Here is a 20,933-nt window from a genome sequence, read left to right as displayed (position 1 = left end):
GTCAGGCCTGCTGACGGCGGCGCATCGTGAGGTACGTGCCCGTCACACCGGCGGCCAGCAGGGCGCCGGCGCCGAGGCCGACCGGGAGGGTCGGGAAGGACGCGTCCGTGGTGTCGGCCGCGTTCTGCAGGGCCGGGCCCGGGGTGATGCTGGTGTGCACCGGGGCGACGTGCTTGATCGGGCCGACGGACTTCACGGAGCCGTCGGCGTTCAGCAGCACCTGCTTGTTGTTCGGGTGCCGGAAGTCGAACATCCCGCCGAGCGAGCCGGCGTGGGCGTCGAAGGAGGCGTCACCGATGCGGCCGGTGTGCCAGTTGTCCTCGATGAAACGGGTGATGGACGCCTGGTCGGTCAGCGTGTGGTCGACCTTGTTCACCTTGCTGTAGGGCGAGATGACCAGCAGCGGCTGGCGGGTGCCGGGGCCGCAGCGGTCCGCGTAGCCGCCGGCCGCCTGCGGGCCGCTCTGGCAGGCCGGGCCGTCGGTGGCCTTGCCGTTGGAGCCGACCGAGGTGTCGGTCGAGCCGTTGCGCGGGGCCGCGAAGGCGTGGTCGTACCAGCCGTCCGAGTCGTCGTAGGCGACCACGATCGCGGTGGACTTCCACTGCGGCGAGCTCTGGATCGCGTTGATCTCGTCGACCAGGAAGTGCTGCTCGTCGATCGGGTCCGAGTAGCCGGCGTGGCCGTCCTGGTACTGGCCGGCCTTCAGGAAGCTGACGGACGGCAGCTTGCCCGCCTTGAGCGCGGCGGAGAAGTCGGTCAGGTCGTACTGGTGGTTGGCCTGACCGTCGTGACCGATCTCGGAGACGGACTTCGGCGGCAGGTGGTGCGGGTTGGCCGTCGACTTGTAGTACGAGAACGGGTTGTGGTGCGGGCTGTAGTCCACCACGGACGCGTTGCCGACGTTGGTGTGCGTGGCGTCGCACTTGGCGTAGGAGCCGGCCTGGCCGTTCCACGCGGTCGTCGGGCGGAAGCCGCCCTGGAACCAACCCCAGGAGACCTTCTTGTCGTTGAGCAGGTCACCGACGTTCTTGCCCTGCATCGACGCCAGCGCGTTGCTGCTGGTGTGGTCCTTGCCGGAGCAGTCGTCCCAGGCCGGGTCGGGGTCGTTGATGACCGTGCCGACACCGTTCGCGTCCGGCGACTGGACCGTGTACCGGTCCGGCTTGCTGGTCTGCTCGCCGGTGGTGGGGTCGATGGAGACCACGCCGTGCGTGTTGCCGGAGACGAGGTTGAGCGCGCCGGGCGTGGACGGGCCGTAGGTGGAGCTGTAGGCGCGGTCGCTCAGCGTGTACTGCTGGGCGTAGTTCCACAGCGCCGTGACGGTGTTGCCGTCGTAGTAGTCCATCGCCAGGCCCGGCTCGCCGAACAGGCCGCCGCTGCACTTGTCGACCTCGGTGTTCTGCACGAACTGGTCGGCCTTGCCGCCGTTGTAGGCGTACTGCTCGGCGCTGTAGGAGTGGTTCTGGTCGCAGGTCATCGCCTGGGACGGGGACAGCCGCTTCGGCGCGTACTGGTTGGGGTTGTTCTCCAGCAGCCCGGCGTGGGCGAGCGTGTCGATGTCCTTCGGGGTGTGCTTCGACGCGGTGAACTTCGTGCCGTCGGTGTTGGCGGCCTTCGGGTACGTGGCGAAGTAGTGGTCGAAGGAGATGTTCTCGTCGAAGAGCACGACGACGTGCTTGATCGGCGTCGCGGTCGACGAGGCCCCGTGCGCGTGGGCGGGCGTCGCCGCCCACCCGGGCGCGCTGCTGCCGAGCGCGGTGAGCGCCGCGACTCCCGCGAGCGCGCCCAGGCTGCGCATCGCGGCTCGTCTTCCTCTGCTGGCCATGGTGGTCTACCCCTTTGGACAGAACGTCTGTGCGGTGTACGAGCAGGCATGCTGCGCTCCTTGCGGGGCGCGTCGGCGGAGCCATGATGTCGCGTGGATGAACACCGAGTCAGGGAAGCTGGGGGAAAACTTGACGGGGTGTTGACCGAGCGGGCCGCCGGCTTGTCCGGACAGGTTCGGGTGAACTGCCCGGTCGGACGGGGAGCGGGGGCCGGACCGGGCGGGTGGGCGTCCGGGCATGTCAGGCGAACAGGGCGCGTCCGTACCAGTCCTGGGCATCGCGCACCCCGGGCAGTGCGAAGAAGTAGCCGCCGCCGAACGGGCTGACGTAGTCGGTCAGCGGCTCGCCGGCCAGCCGGTGCTGCACGGCCTCGAACTGCCGCACGACGTCCTGCTGGTAGCAGGAGAACAGCAGGCCCATGTCGAGGTTGCCGTTGTCGTCCATGCCCCGGTCGTAGTTGTACGCACGGCGCAGCAGCCGCTGGTGGGCGGTGGCCGGGGTGCGCGGGTTGGCCAGCCGGATGTGCGCGTCCAGCGGGATGACGTCGCCCTTGGGATCGTCCGCGTACGTGGGCGTGTCGTGCTCGCGGTCGCCGTCCAGCGGCGCGCCGGAGGAGCGGGACCGGCCGATGATCCGCTCCTGCTCGCCGAGCGACACCCGGTCCCAGAACTCCACGAGCATCCGGATCAGCCGAACGACCTGGTAGCTGCCGCCGACGGCCCAGTCCGGCTCGCCAGAGGCGCGGTCCACCCAGATCAGTCGGTCCATCTCGCGGGCACTGGTGGTGTCCGGGTTGGCGATGCCGTCGCGGAAGCCCAGCAGATTGCGCGGGGTGCCGGAGGGCCGGGGCGGGCTGGAGAAGCCGTCCATCCGCCAGCGGACCTGGATGCCGCCCCGGGTGTGCCGGGTGAGGTCGCGCAGCGCGTGCAGGGTGGTGTCCGAATCGTCGGCGTGCAGTTGGAGACTGAGGTCGCCGTGGCACCACTCGGGCCTGAGGTCGTCGTCGGGGAAGGCCGGCATGGCGGTCAGCCGCCTGGGCCTGAGCGCCTTGAGTCCGAACCGGTCGTCGAACAACGAGGCGCCGACGCCCACGGTGACGGCCAGCTGCCCGCCGGGGAGCCGGTCGCCGAGGATGCCCGAGTCGGCGGGCGGCGCGGTGACACCCGCCGGGTCCGGCGTGCCGCCGGAGGTGAGCAGCCGGGCCCGTTCGGTCAACGTGCGCATCAGGTCGGTGAGTTCGGCGCGGGTCCCGGCGGTCACGTCGAGGGCGGCGAACACACAGGTACGGCGGGGGGTCGCGATCGCCGAGGCCTGGTGGACACCGTGGAACGGCGCGAGGGCGGCGGTCGGCTCGGCGGTGGCGGCGCCGGGTGCGGCGGCGCCGGTCGCGAGGCCCGCGCCGGTGAGGGCGGCGCCGCGCAGAAAGCCGCGCCGGGCGAGTCCATGGGGTCGTTCTGCGGTGCTCACACGGTCCTCCGGGGGTCGCACAGGGTCGCCACCGACGCCAGCCGCTCCACGAGGCCGCCGAGCACGGAGTCGGTCCGCTCCCGCTGGGCGCGGGTCAGTTGGCCGAGCGGTGTCCAGCGCCCGTCGTGCCGGAAGCCGTCGAGGGTGTCTCCGGCCTGCGCCAACTCCCGGTCGAGCCCTGGCAGATCGGCATAACGGGTGGTGAGCAGCGGGCGCAGCCGCGACAGGACTTCGAGGGTGCCGTCCAGGTTGGCGCGGGCGGTGGCGAGGTTGCTGCCGCTGCCGTAGTCGGTGCGGCCGGTCAGCTCGAACTGCACCGTGTTCTCGAGGATCTCATGTGCGCGCAGCCCGAGTTGGGCGGGGTCCATGCGGTTCTGCGCCCAGCTGTCGCGCAGCCCGGTGAGCGCCTTGACCAACGCCGCCGCCGGGGCGCGCAGACCGCTCGCCGGCTCGCCGTGCCACAGGCCGTACTCGATGCGGTGGAACCCGGTGAAGCCGGCGTCGTGCACCCCGCCGGGCAGTCCGGCGTCGGTGCCGTTGATCTTCCCGTCCGCGTCGCCGAAGGCGTTGTACGCCGCTCCGAGCCGCTCGTACCGCAGGTGCGCCGGCAGCCAGGCGGAGCGGGCGGCGGCGAGGTCGCCGCGGTCGATCGCGTCCTGGAGCCCGGCCGAAAGCCGCACGGCCGCGGAGAGTCCGTCCCCCACCCACTTCTGGTAGGCGAGCGCGGGCGGGACGAGGTCGTGCTCGGTGACCGGCGCGGCGCCGGGGCCGCGCCGTCCGGTGGTGACCCGGACGGTGGGGCCGGTGACGGCGTCGGCGTCGTCCGGCACGCACATGAAGGCGTACGCGCCCTTGCCCACCCGGACCGTCAACTGCCGTGTGGTGCCGGGGCCGATGCCCTCCACCTCGCCGTACACCGCGTGGGTGCCGGGGTCCTCCAGGTAGACCTCGGCGGCGCCGTCGGAGGTGTTGTGCAGCTCGAAGGTCCGCACCCCGGGCTCGGGGTGGCTCCAGCCCCGGCCGCAGTGGCTCTCGGACACCTCGACGACGAGGCGCGGAGCGGCCGGCTTCCTGTGTCCGGAGCCGCCGGAGCACAGGGCCGCCAGGGCGAGGGCCACGGCGAGTACGAGGAACACGGTCGGCGCCGTCCGGAGACGGTGCGACCGCGTGCCGAGGCGGGGCAACGGCATGCTGAGCCTTTCCGGACGACGTACGCACGCGTCCGCGGGGCGGGTTGATCGCCACCGGGACGGGCTCATCGTAGACACCCGGCAGGAACCGAACACCCGTCCGGGGTGCTCGGTGGCCAAGAATTTCCCGGGGGTTCACCGGCCGGTGGGACGCGCTCCGGTCAGCGCACGGGGAAGCCGAAGCCGTAGCCCTGCTGCTTCAGCCACGGCAGCAGGGTGCGCAGTGCGGCCACGGTCTGGGAGCGGTCGCCGCCCGCGTCGTGGAAGAGCAGCGTGGGACCGTTGGCCAGTTCGCTCCTGACGGTGGAGACGATCACTTCCGTGCCCGGCCGTTCGAAGTCCTTGGAGTCGACGTTCCAGCCCAGCGGACGCATACCGCGCGAGGCGGCGAGCTTCCTGCTGTACGGCGTGAACGCGCCGCCCGGCGCCCGGTAGTACAGCGGGCGCACGCCACCGGACGCCTTGGTGATCTGCCGCTCGGCGTCCAGGATCTGCTGCGACTGGTACGACTCGGACTTGTGGTCCATGCCGGTGTCGTGCGAGACCGTGTGGTCGCACAGCCGGTGCCCGGCCGCGACCACCTGCTTGACCAGGTCCGGGTGCGCCTGCGCCTGGGGGCCGACCATGCAGAACGTCGCCTTGACACCGTTCTCCCGCAGCACCTGGAGGACCTGCGGCGTCCAGGTCGGGTCGGGGCCGTCGTCGATGGTGATGTTGACGGCGTGCGCGCCGGCGTCGGAGGAGTGGGCGATGACGGGGGACACGGCCACCGTCTTCGCCGCGCTGTGGTGGGCCGGTGCGGCCGGGGCGTTCTGCCCCGCCTGCGCGGTCCACACCGAGGCGGCGGCCGCCACCGCCGTGACCCCGACCGCCGCTCCGATCACCCGGCCGTACCATCCCCGCCCAGCGTGCCGCGCCATGTCCGCCCCCTGCTCCCCGCCGTGTACCCGGCTCTCGTGTGGTGTGCTGCACATGCCAGGACGGCTGGGGAGCCGCCCGCGCTCCCGCTGTTACCGATCAAGGACAATTCCGCGACAGGGCCTGGACCTGGTGTCCGTCGACGTGGGGGCACGCACCGGCCGCGACGGGGTACCCCGTGACGTACACGCACGGCACGAGGCCCGGGGGACGGCCTGATCCGGATGCCGCCGCCGGGAGCGGGGACCTACGACGCGAGGAACGGGCCGCCCCGGCCCGGAACCCTGACGAGGACGGTGTTCAGGCCGCTGGCCGGCAGTCCCTCGCTGGGTTTCTTCGCCTCCTGTGGTCCTGGACGCCACCTGGGGGCGGGTACGGCGCCGGTCACCCCGCTCGGACCACCTGGCCAGCGCGGACCCGCACTCGCGGTGTTCGTCCGGGCCGTCGCCCCGCTGGCGGTTCCGCTCTTCGTCGCCGTGCTCCCCGGCGAACCGCTGTCCGGCGCCCTCCCGCTGGTCGGAGCGGGCCGCTTCGCCCTGACCGGCGCGTACGGCGCCGGGCCCGGCCCCGCCGTGCGGACCGCGGCCGGCCGGCTCGGCCTCCTCGCCGCCTTCGCCCTCTACGGCGGCTTCGCCCTCCTCCAGCTGTGAGGGGGCGGTCGCGCGGCGCCGCGCGCGTCGCCAGGGGCGACGGCGCCGTTCACTCCCCGGCCAGCGCCGCCCGCACGATCGCCGCGGCCGCGCCGCTCGCCGCCAGCACCGGCGCCGTGCTGCGTGCCGCGCGGGACAGCATGAAGGAGCCCTCCAGGAGGGCGATGACGGAGGTGGCCGTGTCGCGGGCGCGGGGCTCGGGGATGCCGCCGGCGGCGTAGTAGGCGGCCAGCTGGGCGGTCCAGCTGTCGAAGACCTCCGAAGTGGCCCGGCGCAGGGGCTCGTTGGTGCTGGCCACCTCCAGCGCGACCGTGGCGATGGGGCAGGGGTCGGCGAAGTCCAGTTCGACGAGGGTGCCGGCGGCGGCCGTGAAGGCGTCGGCGGTGGCGGCGACACGGTCCTCGTAGGGGGTCATCAGGGTGGTGACGAGGCCGAGGTAGACGGCGCCCGAGGTGCGGACGACCTCCTCGGCGAGCTGCGTCTTGCCGCCGGGGAAGAAGTGGTAGATCGAACCGAACGGCGCGTCGGCCGCCGCGGCGATCTGCTTCATGCCCGTGCCGGTGTAGCCCGAGCGCCGGAACAGCTCGGTGCCGGCGCGCACGATGCGCTGCCGTGTCTCATGCGTGCTGGTGGTCTTGCCGTCGCTCACGGAACGAACCTCCGGAAAGCCGGTTGCCTGCGGGCGGTCGGCGTCTATTCTGTCACTAGAACGATCTATCAAGCGCGGTGGCAAGAATGGCCAACCTGTTTCGGAGGCACGGGCATGCCGGAGATCGAGCTGAGCGCGGGGACGATCGACTACGAGGACACCGGGGGAGACGGCCCCGTGGTCGTCCTGGCCCACGGCCTCGGTTTCGACGAGTCGGTCTGGACCGAGGTGACCCGGGCGCTGCGCCCGGACTTCCGGGTCCTGGTCCCGGTGCTCCCCATCGGAAGCCACCGGCGCCCGATGCGCCCGGACGCCGACCTCTCCGCGCACGGCGTCGCCCGCCTGCTCGCCGAGTTCATGGACCGCCTCGACCTGCGCGACGTCACCCTCGTGCAGAACGACACCGGCACCGCCCAACTGCTCGTCGGTGTGCGGGACGAGCGCATCGCCCGCCTGGTCCTCACCTCCTGCGAGGCCCTGGACAACTACCCGCCCGGCGTCCAGGGCCGCGTCCTGTCCGCCGCGAGCAGGATCCCCGGCGGGGTCTTCCTCCTCGCCCAGACCTTCCGCTTCCCCTTCCTGGCCCGGATGCAGACCTCGCTGGGCGGCATGGCGAAGCGCCCCCTGAGGGACGAGATGATCGCCCGCTGGTACACGCCCCTGCTGACCGACCGCCACATCCGGCGTGACCTGGTGAAGTTCCTGCGCTCCACCCGCAAGGACTGCTACCTGAAGGCAGCCGGCAACCTCCCCTCCTTCACCCGCCCCGCCCTGGTCGCCTGGGGCGCCGAGGACCGGATGATGCCGCCGGACACCGGCCGCCGCCTCGCGCGGCTCCTCCCGGCCTCCCGCTACGTGGAGATTCCCGGCGCCCGCACACTCGTCCAGCTGGACAACCCCGCCGCCCTCGTCGACGAGGTCCGCCGCTTCGTCGAGGACAACCCCCTGCCCTGACGGGGCTTCGCATCACCCCTCGTGCGTCAGGTACAGCCGGGTCCCGCCGGGCCGGAAGCCCACGCGTTCGTACACGCGGCGCGAGCCCTCGCCGGAGTACTCCAGCCACACCGTCCGGGCGCCCCGCGCGAAGAGCGTCCCGGCCAGGTTCGCGGTGACCGCCGCGGCGATCCCCCTGCCCCGGTACGCGGGCAGCGTGCCGACGCCCGCCAGTTCCGCCGTGCCCTCGGCGGGCGCCGAGCACAGGGCGCCGCCCGCGCAGCTCCCGTCCTCGGCGCGGACGAACCGGACCGCTCCGCCGCCCTCCTCGGTGCGCCGCAACCGGGCCGCGCCCTCCGGGGACGGCGCCCACTCGCCGCCGAACGCCTCGGCCAGCGCGGTGTCGATCGCGACGTAGTCGTCCTCCGAGACCGGCGCCTCCACCCGGACCCGGCCCCGGGGTCCTCCCGGTTCCGGTGACGCCCCCGGCTCCGCCGAGGCCGTCGGTACGGTGAGCGTCGCGGGCGTGCAGACCAGGTAATCGTGCACCGCCTCGGTGCGGAACCCGGCCCGCCGGAGCGCCGGTTCGACCCGCGGGGCGGCGTCCGGGGCGAACTCCAGCCGGGGCGTGAGCCCGCGCGTGCGGAACGCGGTGATCAGGTCCGCCACCTCCGCGTCGGTGGGTTCGGCGCCGGGGACGGGGGTGGCGTAGTTGACGTACGGGCTCGTCGTGGCCGGATCGAACCCCGCGACGAAGCCGCCCACTCGACGGGCCGCGGGGCGGCGCAGCAGATGGGCGACGGCGAAACTCTGGACATCGGCGTGCATGTGGGAAGTCCTCACGGTGAAAGCGGTCGTGCGTATGAGTGATCACCTCGGTGAGCGAGGTGGGCGGTGCGGTGAACACCGCATCGTCGGGCCGCCGTGAGGAGGGCGCGGGAACGCTTGAGCGCGCTGCCGGGGGCAGGGGGCTCAGTTCCGACGGCGGCCGCTGTGGGACGCCGAGACCATGGACTTCGGTCCTTCGCAGAGAAGTGAGGGCTGTGAAACCGTTGTTCGAGCGGAAGTGATCTTGCCATCGCCGGGCGGTGATGGCAAGCCGTCGGGGCCGGGGGCGGGCACCGAAATCTTCGAGAAGCGCGGGGAGTTCGCGGAGTCGGCGACGAGGCGACGGACATACGGGCACACCGGCACGATCCGCCTGAGGTGCTTCCGGACCCGCGGGGCGTGATCGCCGACGGCCGTGACCTGGTCCTCGGGGCGAACACCGGGACCACGCGCCTCGCGTCGTGGGCCTGCCGGCCGGCCGTGAACCGCACGGTGCCGCAGGCGACGTAGGGCCACCGGCCACGACACGGCGGGGTCGGTGGCCGCCGGTCCACCGCTTCGCGGGCCCCTTCGTGCTGGAATCGTCCGTCGTGCGCCGATTCCACCACCGATGGTGCCCTGACAGCCCATCAGCACGTTTCGCCGTCAAGTCGTCTGTGGTGCCTGGATTCCGACGCCCATGTTTCATGAGCATTTCAAGAACTTCGGTCCGCAATGTTGACTCGGCGATCAGCTGCCCGCACATTACCTAGCGGTAGAACTCGCTGGTAGTACCGCAACTCCCTGCTCCACGGCCGTCGTCGTGCGCGCCCCCACCCGAGCCCCGACGCCCGGCGCCACCCCCTGCCCCGCACCCGTCGCGTATGAAGAGGGAGCACACCTCATGCCCACCCCCACCCTGCGCCGTGTCGCCGCCGCGGCGACCGCACTCGCCGGCACGCTGGCCCTCGGCCTCACCGCCGCCCCCGCACATGCCGCGACGCCCCTCGACTACGTGGCTCTCGGCGACAGTTACAGCGCGGGCTCGGGTGTCACGCCCGTCGACACCAGCAATCTGCTCTGCCTGCGCTCCACCGTGAACTACCCGCACGTCCTCGCGCAGACGACCGGCGCCTCGCTGACGGACGTGACCTGCGGCGCCGCCCAGACCAAGGACTTCACCCAGTCCCAGTACCCGGGCGTGGCACCGCAGTTGGACGCGGTGGACGCGAACACCGACCTGGTGACCCTGACCATCGGCGGCAACGACAACAACACCTTCGTCAGCGCCATCGTGGACTGCGGCACCGCCGGCGTCCTCAGCGCCGGCTTCGGCCACCCCTGCAAGGACAAGTACGGAACGTCCTTCGACGACGCGATCGACGCGAACACCTACCCCGCGCTGAAGAGCGCCCTGACCGCCCTGCGGGCCAAGGCGCCCAACGCCAAGGTGGCGGTGCTGGGGTACCCGTGGATCGTGCCCTCCTCCTTCGACGCGTCCTGCTTCGTCAAGCTGCCGATCGCCTCCGGCGACATCCCGTATCTGCGCGCCCTCCAGGCCCACCTGAACTCCGTGGTCCAGCGCGCCGCACAGGAGACCGGGGCGACCTTCGTGGACTTCTCGCAGGTCTCCGACGGACACGACGCCTGCCAGGCCGCGGGTACCCGCTGGATCGAGCCGCTGCTGTTCGGCTCGAACATCGTGCCGGTCCACCCCAACGCCCTCGGGGAGCAGCGCATGGCCGAGCGCACCATGAGCGTCATGGGACTCGGCTGACGAAAGCCCGGGTCAGGCACGGGCGCCCCGCGGCACCGTGCCGGTCACGAAGGAGGACCGGTCGCCGAGGAGCCACCCGGCGGCTCGGCGATCTCCTCCGGCGCGGCCGGCCCAGCGGGATCCCGGCCGTGGTCCGCTGCCGGATGCCGGATGCCGGGAGTCCCCGCCTCCCGGGTCCGGGTCGTCTCCGTCGGCGTGGAGCCCGGCGCGACCACGTCGACATGGATGCCCTCCGGGCCGTAGGCCACGGCCGCTGACGCGGTCACGCTGTTGACCTCCCGTCAGATGCGCGCCCGCCACGCCACCCCGCGACTGCGCCCCGCCCGGCCGGGCGCAGGAACGCACTCCAGCCGCCCGCCGGCTTCTCGCCGACCTCCAGGGTGCGCAGCAGCCTGAGGATCGCCGGGTCCTGGACGTCGAGCCAGTCGACGAACTGCCGGAAGGAGACCAGCCGTACCTCCGGCCGCCCGGCGATCTGCCGCAGCGCCTCCTCGACCGCGTCCATGTAGATGCCGCCGTTCCACTGCTCGAAGTGGTTGCCGATGAACAGCGGCGCTCGGTTGGTCTCGTAGGCCCGGTCGAACCCCGCCATGTACGCCTGCGACGTCTGGGCGCGCCAGTAGGGGTAGTTGTACGACGGCGCGCGCGTCGAGTTCAGGGACTGGTTGGCCAGCATGTTCCAGTCCATGGACAGTACCTCGAAGCTGCGTCCGGGGAAGGGGATGCCTTGCAACGGCAGATCCCACAGGCCGCTCCGCTTGCGCGGCCAGCGCTGCACCCCGCCCGGTGACGAGGCGTCGTACCGCCAGCCCAGTTCCCGCGCGGCCGGCAGCAGGTTCTCCTGGCCGAGGAGACACGGGGTGCGACCGCCGACGAGTTCCTTGTCGTAGTCGAAGGGGAGCGGCGGCTCGTCGCGCCAGCCGGTGTTGGTCCGCCACGACTTGACGAAGGACCGGGCCTGCTCGATCTCCGCGTGCCACTGCGCCGGGGTCCAGTCGGCCACCGATCCGGAGCCCTCGCAGAAGTGCCCGTTGAAGTGGGTGCCGATCTCGTGCCCGTCGAGCCAGGCCCGGCGGACGTACTTCAGGGTCTCCTTGATGTGGCCGTCGGTGAGATAGCCGATGTCGGAGGCGCCGACCGGGTTGTTCGGCGGCCGGTACAGCCGCTTCTTGTCCTCCGGCAGCAGGTAGAGGCCGGACAGGAAGAAGGTCATCCGGGCGTCGTGCTCGCGCGCGAGTTCCAGGAAGCGCGGGAACAGGCCGGTGCCGAGTTCGCCCGCGCCGTCCCAGGAGAACACCACGAACTGCGGCGGCGTCTCGCCCGGTTCGAGCGGGGTGGGCGCGTCCGGCTGGTTCGGTTGCCGGCCGGTGTGGGACGTCGAGCCGTCGCCGATCAGCCGGGGCGCCTGCCGCTCCCCGCCGGGCCCCGCCGAACCCGGGCCCCACCCGTCGCCGCCGCATCCGGTCAGCGCACCGGCGGCCACACCGAGACCCGCGCCGAGGGCCAGGCGCGCCGCCCTCCGGCGGCTGATTCCACTCGTCGCCACGCCATCGCCTCCTCGACCGGGACATGCGACTCGTCCGCTACCTCGCACAATAAGGACGATAAGGGGATGAACTGGGTCATTTGATGCGGCGTGGTGGCCAAAAGGGGTGCGGAAACCGCGCGAGCACCGGAACGCGGTCTTCCGTCGCGTGTACATTCGGCCAATCTGCGCCCGCCGGATCCCCGGAGGCGTGACCGCCCCTGCGTCCGCTGTGGGTGTCGCGACGTCCTGCATCCGGACGGTCGCCACCCTCCGCCATCAGTGCGGACGCCCCGACGGGCCGGTCTCGCGCGTGCTCGTGTCGGCATCGGGCCCCATCGGAGCATCGATGACAAAAAATTGACCGAATTCAATTACCTGAAAGGCCAGTTGTGTTCGGCCGTGATTATTCGACGACCGATCAAGGGAAGCTTCCCGGAGCCACCGACACGTGATCTTCACGGGCTCGCACGGGACGACACGCGTCACCCCGCCCACTCGAGAGGAGGTGCAGTGATGAAGCTTCTCTTCGCCATCCGCAACAAGGTCGCGGCCAGCAAGAGCCTCAAGGCGAACGCCTGGTACATCTGGTACTGACGGCGCACCGCCGCCCCGTGCGGCGCCTGACACCGTTGTCCGGCCGTGCGCCCTCGCGGGGCCGGCCGGACAACGGTGTCCCACCGCGGCGCGGCCCCTCGGCCTCCCCTCGGCCCCTCTCGCCCTGTCCTCGCATCCGGAGCGTCCGCCATGCCGCCGTCGCCGTCATCCGCAGCGCGAACGCGCACCACCGTGCTCGCCCCGCGACTCGCCGCGCTCATCCGGGACCACCTGGGCCAGGACGTCTTCCGGCTGGAACCCGACACCATCGGCGTCGCCGGGCCCGAGGTCTCCGACCGCATCCTCGCCGCGCGCCGGGCGACGGAGACCGAACGCCCCACCTTCAAGCCGTTGCAGGGCCGTTCCATCAGCCGCGCCGATGCCTCCCGGATCACCCGCACCCTGGGCAACGACGTCCGCGAGGCCCTCGCCGGACCCGTGGCCAGGAACGCCGACCTCACCGGCTCCTGGCCGCTGACCGGTCACCTCTTCCTGCGCGACCTCGTCCTCGGCCGCGATCCCCGGCGGCTGCGGATGCTGATGAGCCGCACCCTCGAACTCACCCCCAAGCTCACCTGGTCGGTGATCGCGGTCGGCGCCGCGCTGCCCGGCTGGCCCCGCCCGGACGGCCGGCTCACCGGCCTCGGCGCGCGGACGGCACAGGCACGGGGCTACCACGAACGACGGTACGCGATGGGCATGTACCGCAGGGCGGCCGCCCCGGTCTGCTTCACCGTCTCCACCCTGGTCGCCAACGCGCTCTGGCTGGGCGCGCCCTTCGACGACGGCACCCCGAACCGCAACATCATCCACGAGTCGCTGCGCCTGCTGCCGCCCTCCTGGAACCTGCTGCGCAACGCCTCGCCCGAGTACCCGGCCATCGACGGCCGGATCGGCGTCCGCGACGACGTCCTGCTGCTGCCCCTGCTCTCCCACCGCGACCCCGCCCTGTGGGACGAGCCCGACGCCTTCCGCCCCGAGCGCTGGGACCACCTGGACCCCGAGGACACCCCCGGCTACCTGCCCTTCGGCCACTCCTCGGAGCGCTGCTGGGGCAGGCACATGGTCATGCCGCTCGCCGAACTCCTGCTCGACCTGGTCCGCGGCGCCGGGCTCGTGGTCGACCCCGCCCAGCGGATCGCCAAGGTGCCGCTCCTCGGCCTGCTCGGCGTGGACGACGTACGGCTCGTACGCCCGAGCTGATCCGCGAGGCCGCTCACGCCGCTCAGGTCGCGGCCTCCTCCTCGGCCGGCACCCGGAACAGGCGCAGATGCTGCACGGCCCGGCTCAGCACCAGCACGCCCGCCACGAGCAACACCGCCCCGCCCGTCTCGGGCACCAGCCACCAGCCCGTACGGATCCGCTCGTGGAACAGGGTGATGCCGAGGGCGAGGCTGACCACCGCGTCGCCGATGGTCAGCGCCGGCTGGGCGGCGGCGAGCGGGCCCGCCTGGAGCGCGTTCTCCAGGAGCAGCACGGCGGCCACCCCGGCGAGCGCGAAGCCGTACGTCTGCCAGGACCGCAGGAACGCCGGGAAACCGTGGTCGGCGAAGGTGCCCGACGCCGACTTGAGCAGCGCGGCGGTCAGCGCGTTGCCCGTGGCGGAGGCGGCCGCCAGCAGCGCGGCGCGCCGGACCGCCGGGCGCCCGGGGCCGGCGAGGAGCACGGCGGCGGTCATGGCGCCGACGCACAGGCACAGGGCCGGGATCCAGCGGGTGAGCGGGGCCTGGTCGAGCGCTCCGTGCGGCGCGGCGGCGATCAGCAGCACGGCGAGGCCCGCCACACAGGCCCCGACGCCCCACCAGCCCGAGCGGGGCAGCCGCCGGTGCATCAGCGGGGCGGCGATCAGCAGCGCGAAGGGCAGCTCCAGGATGAACAGCGGCTGGACCAGCGCCAGCGGGCCGTTGACCAGGGCGAGGCTCTGGAACAGGGCCGCGCAGATCACGCCCGCCATGCCGACCATCCAGAACGGCCGGCGCACCAGCTCCGCGAGCAGCCGGATCCCGCCACGGCTGCTCGCGGACGCGGCCCTGCGCTGGAACGCGGTGCCGACGGCGTTGCTCGCCGCGCCCGCGACGGCGAACGCCGCGGCCAGTCCGATCACGGCCGTCTCCCTGCCTGCGGTCACGTCCTCCCGGAAGCCGCTCTCAGCCTACGGAGGATCGCCGCGCGGCGCGGGGCGAGGACCGCGGCCGGGCCCGCCCGGTGCGACCACCGGGCGGGCCCGGCCGCGGGGACGTACGGGTCAGGACAGGGCGAGGTCGTCGGCGTAGACCGTGCCCTGGGCGTACCAGCCGTGCACGTACACGGTGACCGTGCCGGACGAGCCGGTGGTGAACGGCACCGTCAGCTTCTGCCAGGACGAGGAGGAGGTCCAGGTGCTGGCCGTCGCGCCACCGCTGACGCCGAGGTAGGCGTACGACCCCTGCACCCAGCCGCTGAGCGTGTAGGACGTGTTCGGCTTGAGGGTGAGGGTCTGGGCGCACTGGCCGGTCGCCGAGGAGGTCGGCTCGGTCTTCAGGGCGTGGCTGCCGCCGTGCGCCGGGGAGGAGACCACCGCGGCCCCGCTGTCGCAGGTCCAGGGCGACAGCGAGCCGCTCTCGAAGTCGCCGTTGGCCAGGGCCGTCGGGGTGCCGCCGCCGGTCCCGTTCACGGTCAGGCTGAAGGTGGAGCTGTGCTTGGCCGAACCCGCCGTGCCGGTGACGGTGAGCGGGTAGGTGCCCGGAGCCGTGGAGGCGGCCGCCTTCACGGTGAGGGTGGAGCTGCCGCCCGCGGTGACCGAGGCGGGGCTCAGCGTGGCCGTCACCCCGCTCGGCGCGCCGCCGACCGTCAGCCCGACGGACTGGGCGCTGCCCGAGGCCACGGACGTCTTCACGGTCGCCGTGGTGGAACCGCCCGGGTCGAGCGAGGCCGTGGCGGGGGAGAGGGAGACCGAGAAGTCGTCGGCCGGCGGGGTGGTCGTACCGCCCGAGAACGGTGCGAAGGCGTGGGTGAAGTACCAGGTGTCCTGGCTGATGCCCGAGCAGCTGTCGGAGCCTCCGGTGCCGGGGCAGCCGCCGTTGTCGCGCTGGAGCGCCCAGAAGGAGAGGGTGTTCAGGCCCTTGGAGACCGCCCAGTCGTACACGGCGGTGGCGTCGGCGGTGGTGAAGGTCTCGGCCGCGCCGTAGTCGTCGATGCCGGGCATCTCGGTGACGCCGATCATGTTCCACAGCTGGCTGTCCGACAGGTTCGGGTACAGCGAGGCGAGCTGGTCGTGCAGCCCGCTCGCGGCCGTCTGGGTGTCGGTGGCCATGTGGTGGGTGGCGCCGTCGTAGTAGTCGAACGTCATGAGGTTGACGACGTCCACCCTGGCGCCCGCGCTCTTGGCGCTGCGCAGCACGGCGAGCCCGCTGTCGGCGAGGCCGGTCGTGGTGGTCGGCAGGGTGTACGAGAACTGCACCGAGCGGCCGTTGGCGGCGGCCCAGTCCTGGACCTTCTTGATGGCCTGGTTGCGGCGGTCGATGCCGGCCTGGTCGGTCAGGGAGTTGTCCTCGACGTCCATGTCGAGCCGGGGGACGTCGTAGGTGGTGATGATCTTCTCGTAGGCGGCGGCGATCGAGTCGACGTCGGTGCAGCTGTCGGCGATCTCGGTGCCGCCGTTGTCGGCCGCGTACCCGCCGAGCGAGGGGATGACGTCGCCGCCGCGCGAGCGGATGGTGCCGAAGTCGGAGCCGTAGACCGAGGAGTCGACGGGGGTGCCGGTGTCCCCGTTCCAGTAGGGCGTGCAGGAGCCCTTCTTCTCGGTCTGGAGGAAGGCCATGGTGAGGTACTTCGCGCCGGAGGACTGGGCGAGCGCGGCGGGGCTGTCGCCGTTGTAGGCCTCGAAGTAGGGGGCGAACACATGCGCGGGCAGCGGAGTCGCCGCGTGCGCGGTGCCCCCGATCCCCAGGGCGAGCCCCGCGGACGCGGCCAGGGTGGCCACGCCGGTGAGCAGGGCGCGTGCGGATCTCGGACGTCTCATCGGGTTCTCCCGGTTGGCGAACGACAGTCGATCGAGGGGGGTGTCGCACGGCAGGGGCCCGGCCGGGGCTACTGGTCTAGGCCATAATTGGTCTGGACCAAACCCGGGGTCAAGGTGCTGTAGCCGTCTTTTTGCGTGTTCATGGGACAGTCGAACGACGGGTCTTCCTCGGTGAACTGATCGAGCGTCAGATCGCACGGGTGCCGCCACCCCGGCGGATGCGGCCCAGCAGGTCACGGTGGTAGGCGGCGAGCCGGCCGTCCGGGACCGGCGCCGGACTGCCGGTGAGGGTGTACCAGGTGTCGCCGCCGAAGTGCTGGACGGCGACGCGGGCGCTGCGGCCGTCGGACCGCAGGATCGTGGCCACGGTGAGATCACCGGTGATGATCCCGGCCTCGTCCGTCATCGCCCCGCCGGGACCCGCGGTGACCCGGTCGACGTAGCTGTTCACGCTGGGAGGGTTGGTCATGGGCCGCAGGGTTCCAGTACGGCGTGCGGCACGCCCGCACCAGCCGTCCCCCGCGCGTGTCAGAACCCCGTCTCACACCCGGCTGGAGGTCGCCGTGTCCGCCGACAGCCGCTGGGCGAGGTAGATGGGGACCACCGAGAGCAGGACCAGGACGGCGGCCACGACGTTCACCACCGGCGCCTGCCGGGGCCGTGTCATATTGCCGAAGATCCAGATCGGCAGGGTCTCGATGCCGGGCCCCGCGGTGAACGTGGTGACCACGATCTCGTCGAAGGACAGCGCGAACGACAGCAGCGCACCGGCCAGCAGCGCCGAGCGCACCAGCGGGAAGGTGACGTCCACGAAGGCGCGGAAGGTACTCGCGCCGAGGTCCATGGCCGCCTCCTCGTACGAGCCCGTCGTGCGGCGCAGCCGCGCCACCACGTTGTTGAACACCACGACGATGCAGAACGTGGCATGCCCCACGATCACCGTGAACAGGCCGAGCCCCACGCCCAGCGGCTGGAGGACGGTGCTGAAGGCGGAGTTGAGCGCGATGCCCGTGACGATGCCGGGCAGCGCGATCGGCAGCACCACCACGAACGACACCGTGTCCCGGCCGAAGAAGCGGTACCGCGCCACGGCGAACGCGATCAGCGTGCCGAGGACCAGCGCGACGGCGGTCGCGCCGAGCCCCGCCTTCACCGACGTCCACAGGGCGTGCCGGGCGCCGGAGTCGTGCACGGCCGCCGACCACCAGCGCCCGGTCAGGCCCGGCGGAGGCCAGCTCGCGCTGCGGTCCGGGTTCAGGGAGTTGGCGAGGACCAGCAGCAGCGGGACGTAGATCACCGCGAAACCGAGCCCGGCGCCGATGCGCAGGGCGATGCGCGCACTGCGGCCGAGATGCACGTCGCTCATCCTCTCCGGGGGTGGTCACAGACTGTCCAGCGCGCCGGTCCGGCGGATCGCCAGCAGATACAGGACGATCACGACCACCGGGACGGTGCCCAGCGCGGCGGCCATGGGCAGGTTCAACTCGATGTCGGAGTACACCAGATTGCCGATCAGCTGCGTCTTGCCGCCGACGATCTGCACGGTGATGTAGTCGCCGAGGCTCAGCGAGAAGGTGAACACCGAGCCTGCCGCCACCGAAGGCAGCACCATCGGCAGCACCACCGAGCGGAAGGTGCGCCCCGCGCGGGCCCCGAGGTCCGCCGACGCGTCGAGCAGCTGCGCCGGGAGCTGTTCGAGCGCGGTGTGGATCGGCAGGATCATGTACGGCAGCCACAGGTACGTCAGCGTGAGCACCGTGGCCGGCAGGCCGAACCCGGGGCCGCTGAGTCCGAACGGCGCGAGCAGCCAGTCGGCGAGCCCGCCCTGGGACAGGATGAGCCGCCACGCGTACACCTTGACCAGATAACTCGCCCACAACGGCGTGAGGATGGCGACCACCAGCAGCGGGCGGCGGCGCGGTGGAGCCACCCGCGCGGTGTAGAAGGCGACCGGGAAGGCGATCAGCGCGCACAGCGCGGTCACCGCGAGCGCGACGCCCACGCTGCGCACGATCACCTCGCGGAACACCGGCGTCGTCACCAGCGCGTGGAAGTTGTCCGTCGACCAGACCTTCACCACCTGGGAGGTGAAGGAGTCGGTGGTCCAGAAGGCGGAGGCGAACAGCACCGCCAGCGAACCGAGATAGAGGACGACCAGCCACAGGAGCGGCCCGGTGAGCAGCAGGGCCAGGCGCAGCCGGGGCCGGCGGTGCAGGGCCCCGGCGAGCCGCCGCACACCCGAGCCCCGTGCCGTCGCCGGCGCTTCACTCGCCACGGCTCAGCCCTTGATCTCGGTCCACGCCTGCACCCACTTGGCGTAGGGCACGCACGTGACGTCCGTCCGGCCGTCCAGGCACTGCTCGATGGGCGTGTTCCAGAAGGCGATCCGCTTCCAGTAGTCCTCGTCGGCCGCGTGGTAGACCGCGCAGAAGTTCTTGTCCTCGGTCAGGGCGCAGGCCTTGGAGTTGGCGGGGGCCTCGCCGAAGTACTCGGCGACCTCGGCGTTGACCTTGGGGGAGACGATCCAGTTCAGCCATTTGTAGGCGCAGTTGGGATGCTTGGCCTTGCTGGAGACCATCCAGGTGTCGGACCAGCCGGTCGAACCCTCCTTCGGCACCAGTGCCTTGACCTTGGCGCCCTCGGCGGCCGCCAGGTTGGCGATCACCTGCCAGGTGGTGCCGACGACCGAGTCCCCGCTCTTGAAGGCGGAGACCTCCTTGAGGTAGTCGCCCCAGTACTCGCCGACGTCCGCGTTCTGCTTCTTCAGCAGGGCCACGGCCGCGTCGAACTGCCTCTGGTCCAGTGCGTACGGGTCCTCGATCTTCAGCTCGGGCCTCGTGGCCTTGAGATACAGGGCCGCGTCGGCGATGTAGATCGGCGAGTCGTACGCGGTGACGTGCCCCTTGTACTTCGAGGCGCCCTCGAAGACCGCCGACCAGGAGGTGGGCGCGGGCTTCACCTTCTGGGTGTTGTACATCAGCAGGTTGGCGCCCCGGCCGTGCGGGATGCCGTACATCGTGCCGTGCACCGAGTTCCAGGCGCCGTTCTTCAGCCCGCTGAAGACGTCCTTGTAGTTGGGCACCAGGGAGGTGTTGACGGGGGCCGCGTCACCGGAGGCGATCAGGCGCAGGGAGGCGTCGCCGGAGGCGGAGACGGCGTCGTACTCGCCGGTCTTCATCAGCTTGACCATCTCGTCGGAGCTGGCGGCGACCTTGGAGTGGACCTGGCAGCCCGTCTGCTTCTGGAAGTCGCTGACCCAGTCGGCCTTGGGATCGTCGGAGCCGTCCTCGACATAGCCGGCCCAGGCGATCAGATTGACCTGCCCCTCGGTCCTGCCGAGTTTCGTCGGGGCCTTCAGACGAGGCGGGTTGAGGCCGCCGGCGGTGGTGGAGCCGGCGGAGTCGCACGCGGTGGCGAGCAGGAGCACGGCGCCGACACAGGCGGCGGTGCGCAGGGTTCGGGTGAGACGCACGGCGTTTCTCCAGGTGGGGACGGCGGTCATGAGGGCAGGCGGACGGCGTGGCGGCGGTGCCACTGGAGGCGGACCCGGGTGCCGCGGTAGGCGGCGACGTCCTCGGCGGAGGTCTCCAGGTTCTGCTGCACCGCGGTGAGCCGGCCGCCGCCGTCGAGGTCGACGAGGAGGCGGGTGGCGTCGCCGAGGTAGACGACGTCGGCGACCGTGCCGGTGGCGGTGGCGTGCTCCGGCTCGTCCGCCTCCGCGGACTCCTTCAGGACGCGGATCTTCTCCGGCCGGATGTTGTATGTGCCCGGAGCGCCGACGACCTGGCGGGCCACCTCTCCGTCGAGCAGGTTGGAGGTGCCGACGAAGGAGGCGACGAAGGGGGTCGCCGGACGCTCGTAGATCTCCGCGGGGGTGCCGACCTGGGCGATGCGGCCCTGGTCGAAGACGGCGATCCGGTCGCTCATCGTCAGGGCCTCCTCCTGGTCGTGGGTGACGAACACGAAGGTGATCCCCACCTCCCGCTGGATCGCCTTGAGTTCGCTCTGCATCTGCTCGCGCAGCTTCAGGTCGAGGGCGCCGAGCGGCTCGTCCAGGAGCAGCACACGGGGGCGGCCGACGAGGGCGCGGGCGAGCGCGACGCGCTGGCGCTGGCCGCCGGACAACTGGGCCGGCCGCCGGTCGCCGTAGCCCGCGAGGCGTACCTCCGCGAGTGCCTCGCGGGAGCGGGCGAGCCGCTCGGCCTTCGGCACCTTGCGGATCTTCAGCGCGTAGGCGACGTTCTGTTCGACCGTCATGTGCGGGAAGAGCGCGTAGTCCTGGAAGACGGTGTGCACATCCCGCTCGAACGGGGCGAGCCCGGTGACCTCCTGTCCTGCCAGCTCGATCCGGCCCTGGTCGGGTGACTCGAACCCGGCGACGAGCCGCAGCACCGTGGTCTTGCCGGAGCCGGACGGGCCGAGCATGGAGAAGAACTCGCCGTCCCGGATCTCCAGGTCGACCCCCGCCACGGCGGCCGTCCGCCCGAACGACTTGCGCAGGTCCTGCAGCCGGATCGCAATTCCCTGCATGGGGGAACCTTTCTGGCGCGCGGTACGTTGGCGGCAAAGATATGAAGTCATAGTTCTCAGCTCA

At 71.9% G+C, this 20,933-nt stretch carries 20 protein-coding genes; 5 read left to right on the top strand and 15 right to left on the bottom strand.

From position 1 onward, the window contains the following. Position 1: 1 nt before the first annotated feature. From QSK45_RS36300 to QSK45_RS36285, 4 genes are all read right to left on the bottom strand, one after another. On the bottom strand, positions 2 to 1,825 hold the full coding sequence (locus QSK45_RS36300; RefSeq protein WP_285563204.1) for a phospholipase C: 1,824 nt from the start codon (positions 1,823 to 1,825) through the stop codon (positions 2 to 4). 241 nt (positions 1,826 to 2,066) lie between these two features. Further along, the gene (gene efeB / locus QSK45_RS36295) at positions 2,067 to 3,293 is read right to left on the bottom strand and encodes an iron uptake transporter deferrochelatase/peroxidase subunit (RefSeq protein WP_285563203.1); all 1,227 of its coding nucleotides are present in this window, start codon (positions 3,291 to 3,293) and stop codon (positions 2,067 to 2,069) included. Continuing rightward, positions 3,290 to 4,483, bottom strand: coding sequence for an EfeM/EfeO family lipoprotein (locus QSK45_RS36290; protein WP_395482025.1), 1,194 nt, complete (start codon positions 4,481 to 4,483; stop codon positions 3,290 to 3,292). The genes efeB and QSK45_RS36290 overlap by 4 nt, the downstream gene beginning before the upstream one ends. Before the next feature lie 161 nt (positions 4,484 to 4,644). Further along, the gene (locus QSK45_RS36285) at positions 4,645 to 5,403 is read right to left on the bottom strand and encodes a polysaccharide deacetylase family protein (RefSeq protein ID WP_285563202.1); all 759 of its coding nucleotides are present in this window, start codon (positions 5,401 to 5,403) and stop codon (positions 4,645 to 4,647) included. A 294-nt stretch (positions 5,404 to 5,697) separates the two neighbouring features. Between QSK45_RS36285 and QSK45_RS36280 the strand changes: the two genes are divergently transcribed. After that, positions 5,698 to 6,051: a hypothetical protein gene (locus QSK45_RS36280; RefSeq protein ID WP_285563201.1), complete on the top strand. Its 354-nt coding sequence runs from the start codon at positions 5,698 to 5,700 to the stop codon at positions 6,049 to 6,051. A 49-nt stretch (positions 6,052 to 6,100) separates the two neighbouring features. Here the strand turns inward: QSK45_RS36280 and QSK45_RS36275 are convergent, their stop codons facing one another. Beyond that, on the bottom strand, positions 6,101 to 6,700 hold the full coding sequence (locus tag QSK45_RS36275) for a TetR/AcrR family transcriptional regulator (protein ID WP_285563200.1): 600 nt from the start codon (positions 6,698 to 6,700) through the stop codon (positions 6,101 to 6,103). A gap of 114 nt (positions 6,701 to 6,814) precedes the next feature. On the opposite strand from QSK45_RS36275, the gene QSK45_RS36270 reads away from it, so the two are divergent. Next, entirely contained in the window at positions 6,815 to 7,654 is an 840-nt protein-coding gene (locus QSK45_RS36270; RefSeq protein WP_285563199.1) for an alpha/beta fold hydrolase, read from the top strand. 12 nt (positions 7,655 to 7,666) lie between these two features. Here QSK45_RS36270 and QSK45_RS36265 read toward each other — a convergent pair whose 3' ends face one another. Beyond that, complete coding sequence (locus QSK45_RS36265; protein WP_285563198.1) at positions 7,667 to 8,461, bottom strand: GNAT family N-acetyltransferase; 795 nt, start codon at positions 8,459 to 8,461, stop codon at positions 7,667 to 7,669. 883 nt (positions 8,462 to 9,344) lie between these two features. Here QSK45_RS36265 and QSK45_RS36260 point away from each other — a divergent pair. Continuing rightward, positions 9,345 to 10,217 carry an SGNH/GDSL hydrolase family protein gene (locus tag QSK45_RS36260; protein WP_285563197.1) on the top strand — a complete coding sequence of 291 codons (873 nt, stop codon included), beginning with the start codon at positions 9,345 to 9,347 and terminating at the stop codon, positions 10,215 to 10,217. 44 nt (positions 10,218 to 10,261) lie between these two features. Here QSK45_RS36260 and QSK45_RS36255 read toward each other — a convergent pair whose 3' ends face one another. Continuing rightward, a complete protein-coding gene (locus QSK45_RS36255; protein WP_285563196.1) occupies positions 10,262 to 10,483 on the bottom strand; it encodes a hypothetical protein in 222 nt (73 codons plus the stop codon). Next, complete coding sequence (locus QSK45_RS36250; RefSeq protein WP_285563195.1) at positions 10,480 to 11,763, bottom strand: polysaccharide deacetylase family protein; 1,284 nt, start codon at positions 11,761 to 11,763, stop codon at positions 10,480 to 10,482. The genes QSK45_RS36255 and QSK45_RS36250 overlap by 4 nt, the downstream gene beginning before the upstream one ends. Positions 11,764 to 12,102: 339 nt before the next feature. Between QSK45_RS36250 and QSK45_RS36245 the strand changes: the two genes are divergently transcribed. Beyond that, positions 12,103 to 12,339: a tryptorubin family RiPP precursor gene (locus tag QSK45_RS36245; protein ID WP_285563194.1), complete on the top strand. Its 237-nt coding sequence runs from the start codon at positions 12,103 to 12,105 to the stop codon at positions 12,337 to 12,339. Positions 12,340 to 12,489: 150 nt separating this feature from the next. After that, on the top strand, positions 12,490 to 13,542 hold the full coding sequence (locus QSK45_RS36240; protein ID WP_285563193.1) for a cytochrome P450: 1,053 nt from the start codon (positions 12,490 to 12,492) through the stop codon (positions 13,540 to 13,542). 22 nt (positions 13,543 to 13,564) lie between these two features. Here the strand turns inward: QSK45_RS36240 and QSK45_RS36235 are convergent, their stop codons facing one another. From QSK45_RS36235 to QSK45_RS36205, 7 genes are all read right to left on the bottom strand, one after another. Then, entirely contained in the window at positions 13,565 to 14,443 is an 879-nt protein-coding gene (locus QSK45_RS36235; protein ID WP_285563220.1) for a DMT family transporter, read from the bottom strand. 141 nt (positions 14,444 to 14,584) lie between these two features. Next, the gene (locus QSK45_RS36230) at positions 14,585 to 16,339 is read right to left on the bottom strand and encodes a carbohydrate binding domain-containing protein (RefSeq protein ID WP_285563192.1); all 1,755 of its coding nucleotides are present in this window, start codon (positions 16,337 to 16,339) and stop codon (positions 14,585 to 14,587) included. Positions 16,340 to 16,526: 187 nt separating this feature from the next. Continuing rightward, positions 16,527 to 16,808 (bottom strand): hypothetical protein, encoded by a 282-nt coding sequence (locus QSK45_RS36225; protein ID WP_285563191.1) that lies wholly within the window; start codon positions 16,806 to 16,808, stop codon positions 16,527 to 16,529. A gap of 72 nt (positions 16,809 to 16,880) precedes the next feature. After that, a complete protein-coding gene (locus QSK45_RS36220) occupies positions 16,881 to 17,696 on the bottom strand; it encodes an ABC transporter permease (protein WP_285563219.1) in 816 nt (271 codons plus the stop codon). Positions 17,697 to 17,720: 24 nt separating this feature from the next. Further along, positions 17,721 to 18,614, bottom strand: a complete 894-nt coding sequence (locus QSK45_RS36215; protein WP_285563190.1) for an ABC transporter permease — start codon at positions 18,612 to 18,614, stop codon at positions 17,721 to 17,723. 3 nt (positions 18,615 to 18,617) lie between these two features. Then, positions 18,618 to 19,811, bottom strand: a complete 1,194-nt coding sequence (locus QSK45_RS36210) for an ABC transporter substrate-binding protein (protein ID WP_285563189.1) — start codon at positions 19,809 to 19,811, stop codon at positions 18,618 to 18,620. Between the two features lie 26 nt (positions 19,812 to 19,837). Next, on the bottom strand, positions 19,838 to 20,869 hold the full coding sequence (locus tag QSK45_RS36205; protein WP_285563188.1) for an ABC transporter ATP-binding protein: 1,032 nt from the start codon (positions 20,867 to 20,869) through the stop codon (positions 19,838 to 19,840). Positions 20,870 to 20,933 lie beyond the last annotated feature (64 nt).

It is taken from the genome of Streptomyces hygroscopicus subsp. hygroscopicus (assembly GCF_030269125.1).
Lineage (GTDB): Bacteria > Actinomycetota > Actinomycetes > Streptomycetales > Streptomycetaceae > Streptomyces > Streptomyces hygroscopicus_C.
The sequence above is the reverse complement of the archived record's forward strand: the minus strand, read 5'-3'. Positions and strand labels throughout refer to the sequence as shown.

Excerpts from the sequence above, each read along its gene's own strand:
- QSK45_RS36230 (WP_285563192.1), bottom strand. The coding sequence starts at position 16,339 with ATGAGACGTCCGAGATCCGCACGCGCCCTGCTCACCGGCGTGGCCACC.
- QSK45_RS36205 (WP_285563188.1), bottom strand. The coding sequence starts at position 20,869 with ATGCAGGGAATTGCGATCCGGCTGCAGGACCTGCGCAAGTCGTTCGGG.
- QSK45_RS36290 (WP_395482025.1), bottom strand. The coding sequence starts at position 4,483 with ATGCCGTTGCCCCGCCTCGGCACGCGGTCGCACCGTCTCCGGACGGCG.
- QSK45_RS36260 (WP_285563197.1), top strand. The coding sequence starts at position 9,345 with ATGCCCACCCCCACCCTGCGCCGTGTCGCCGCCGCGGCGACCGCACTC.
- QSK45_RS36285 (WP_285563202.1), bottom strand. The coding sequence starts at position 5,403 with ATGGCGCGGCACGCTGGGCGGGGATGGTACGGCCGGGTGATCGGAGCG.
- QSK45_RS36300 (WP_285563204.1), bottom strand. The coding sequence starts at position 1,825 with ATGGCCAGCAGAGGAAGACGAGCCGCGATGCGCAGCCTGGGCGCGCTC.
- QSK45_RS36225 (WP_285563191.1), bottom strand. The coding sequence starts at position 16,808 with ATGACCAACCCTCCCAGCGTGAACAGCTACGTCGACCGGGTCACCGCG.
- QSK45_RS36240 (WP_285563193.1), top strand. The coding sequence starts at position 12,490 with ATGCCGCCGTCGCCGTCATCCGCAGCGCGAACGCGCACCACCGTGCTC.
- QSK45_RS36265 (WP_285563198.1), bottom strand. The coding sequence starts at position 8,461 with ATGCACGCCGATGTCCAGAGTTTCGCCGTCGCCCATCTGCTGCGCCGC.
- QSK45_RS36270 (WP_285563199.1), top strand. The coding sequence starts at position 6,815 with ATGCCGGAGATCGAGCTGAGCGCGGGGACGATCGACTACGAGGACACC.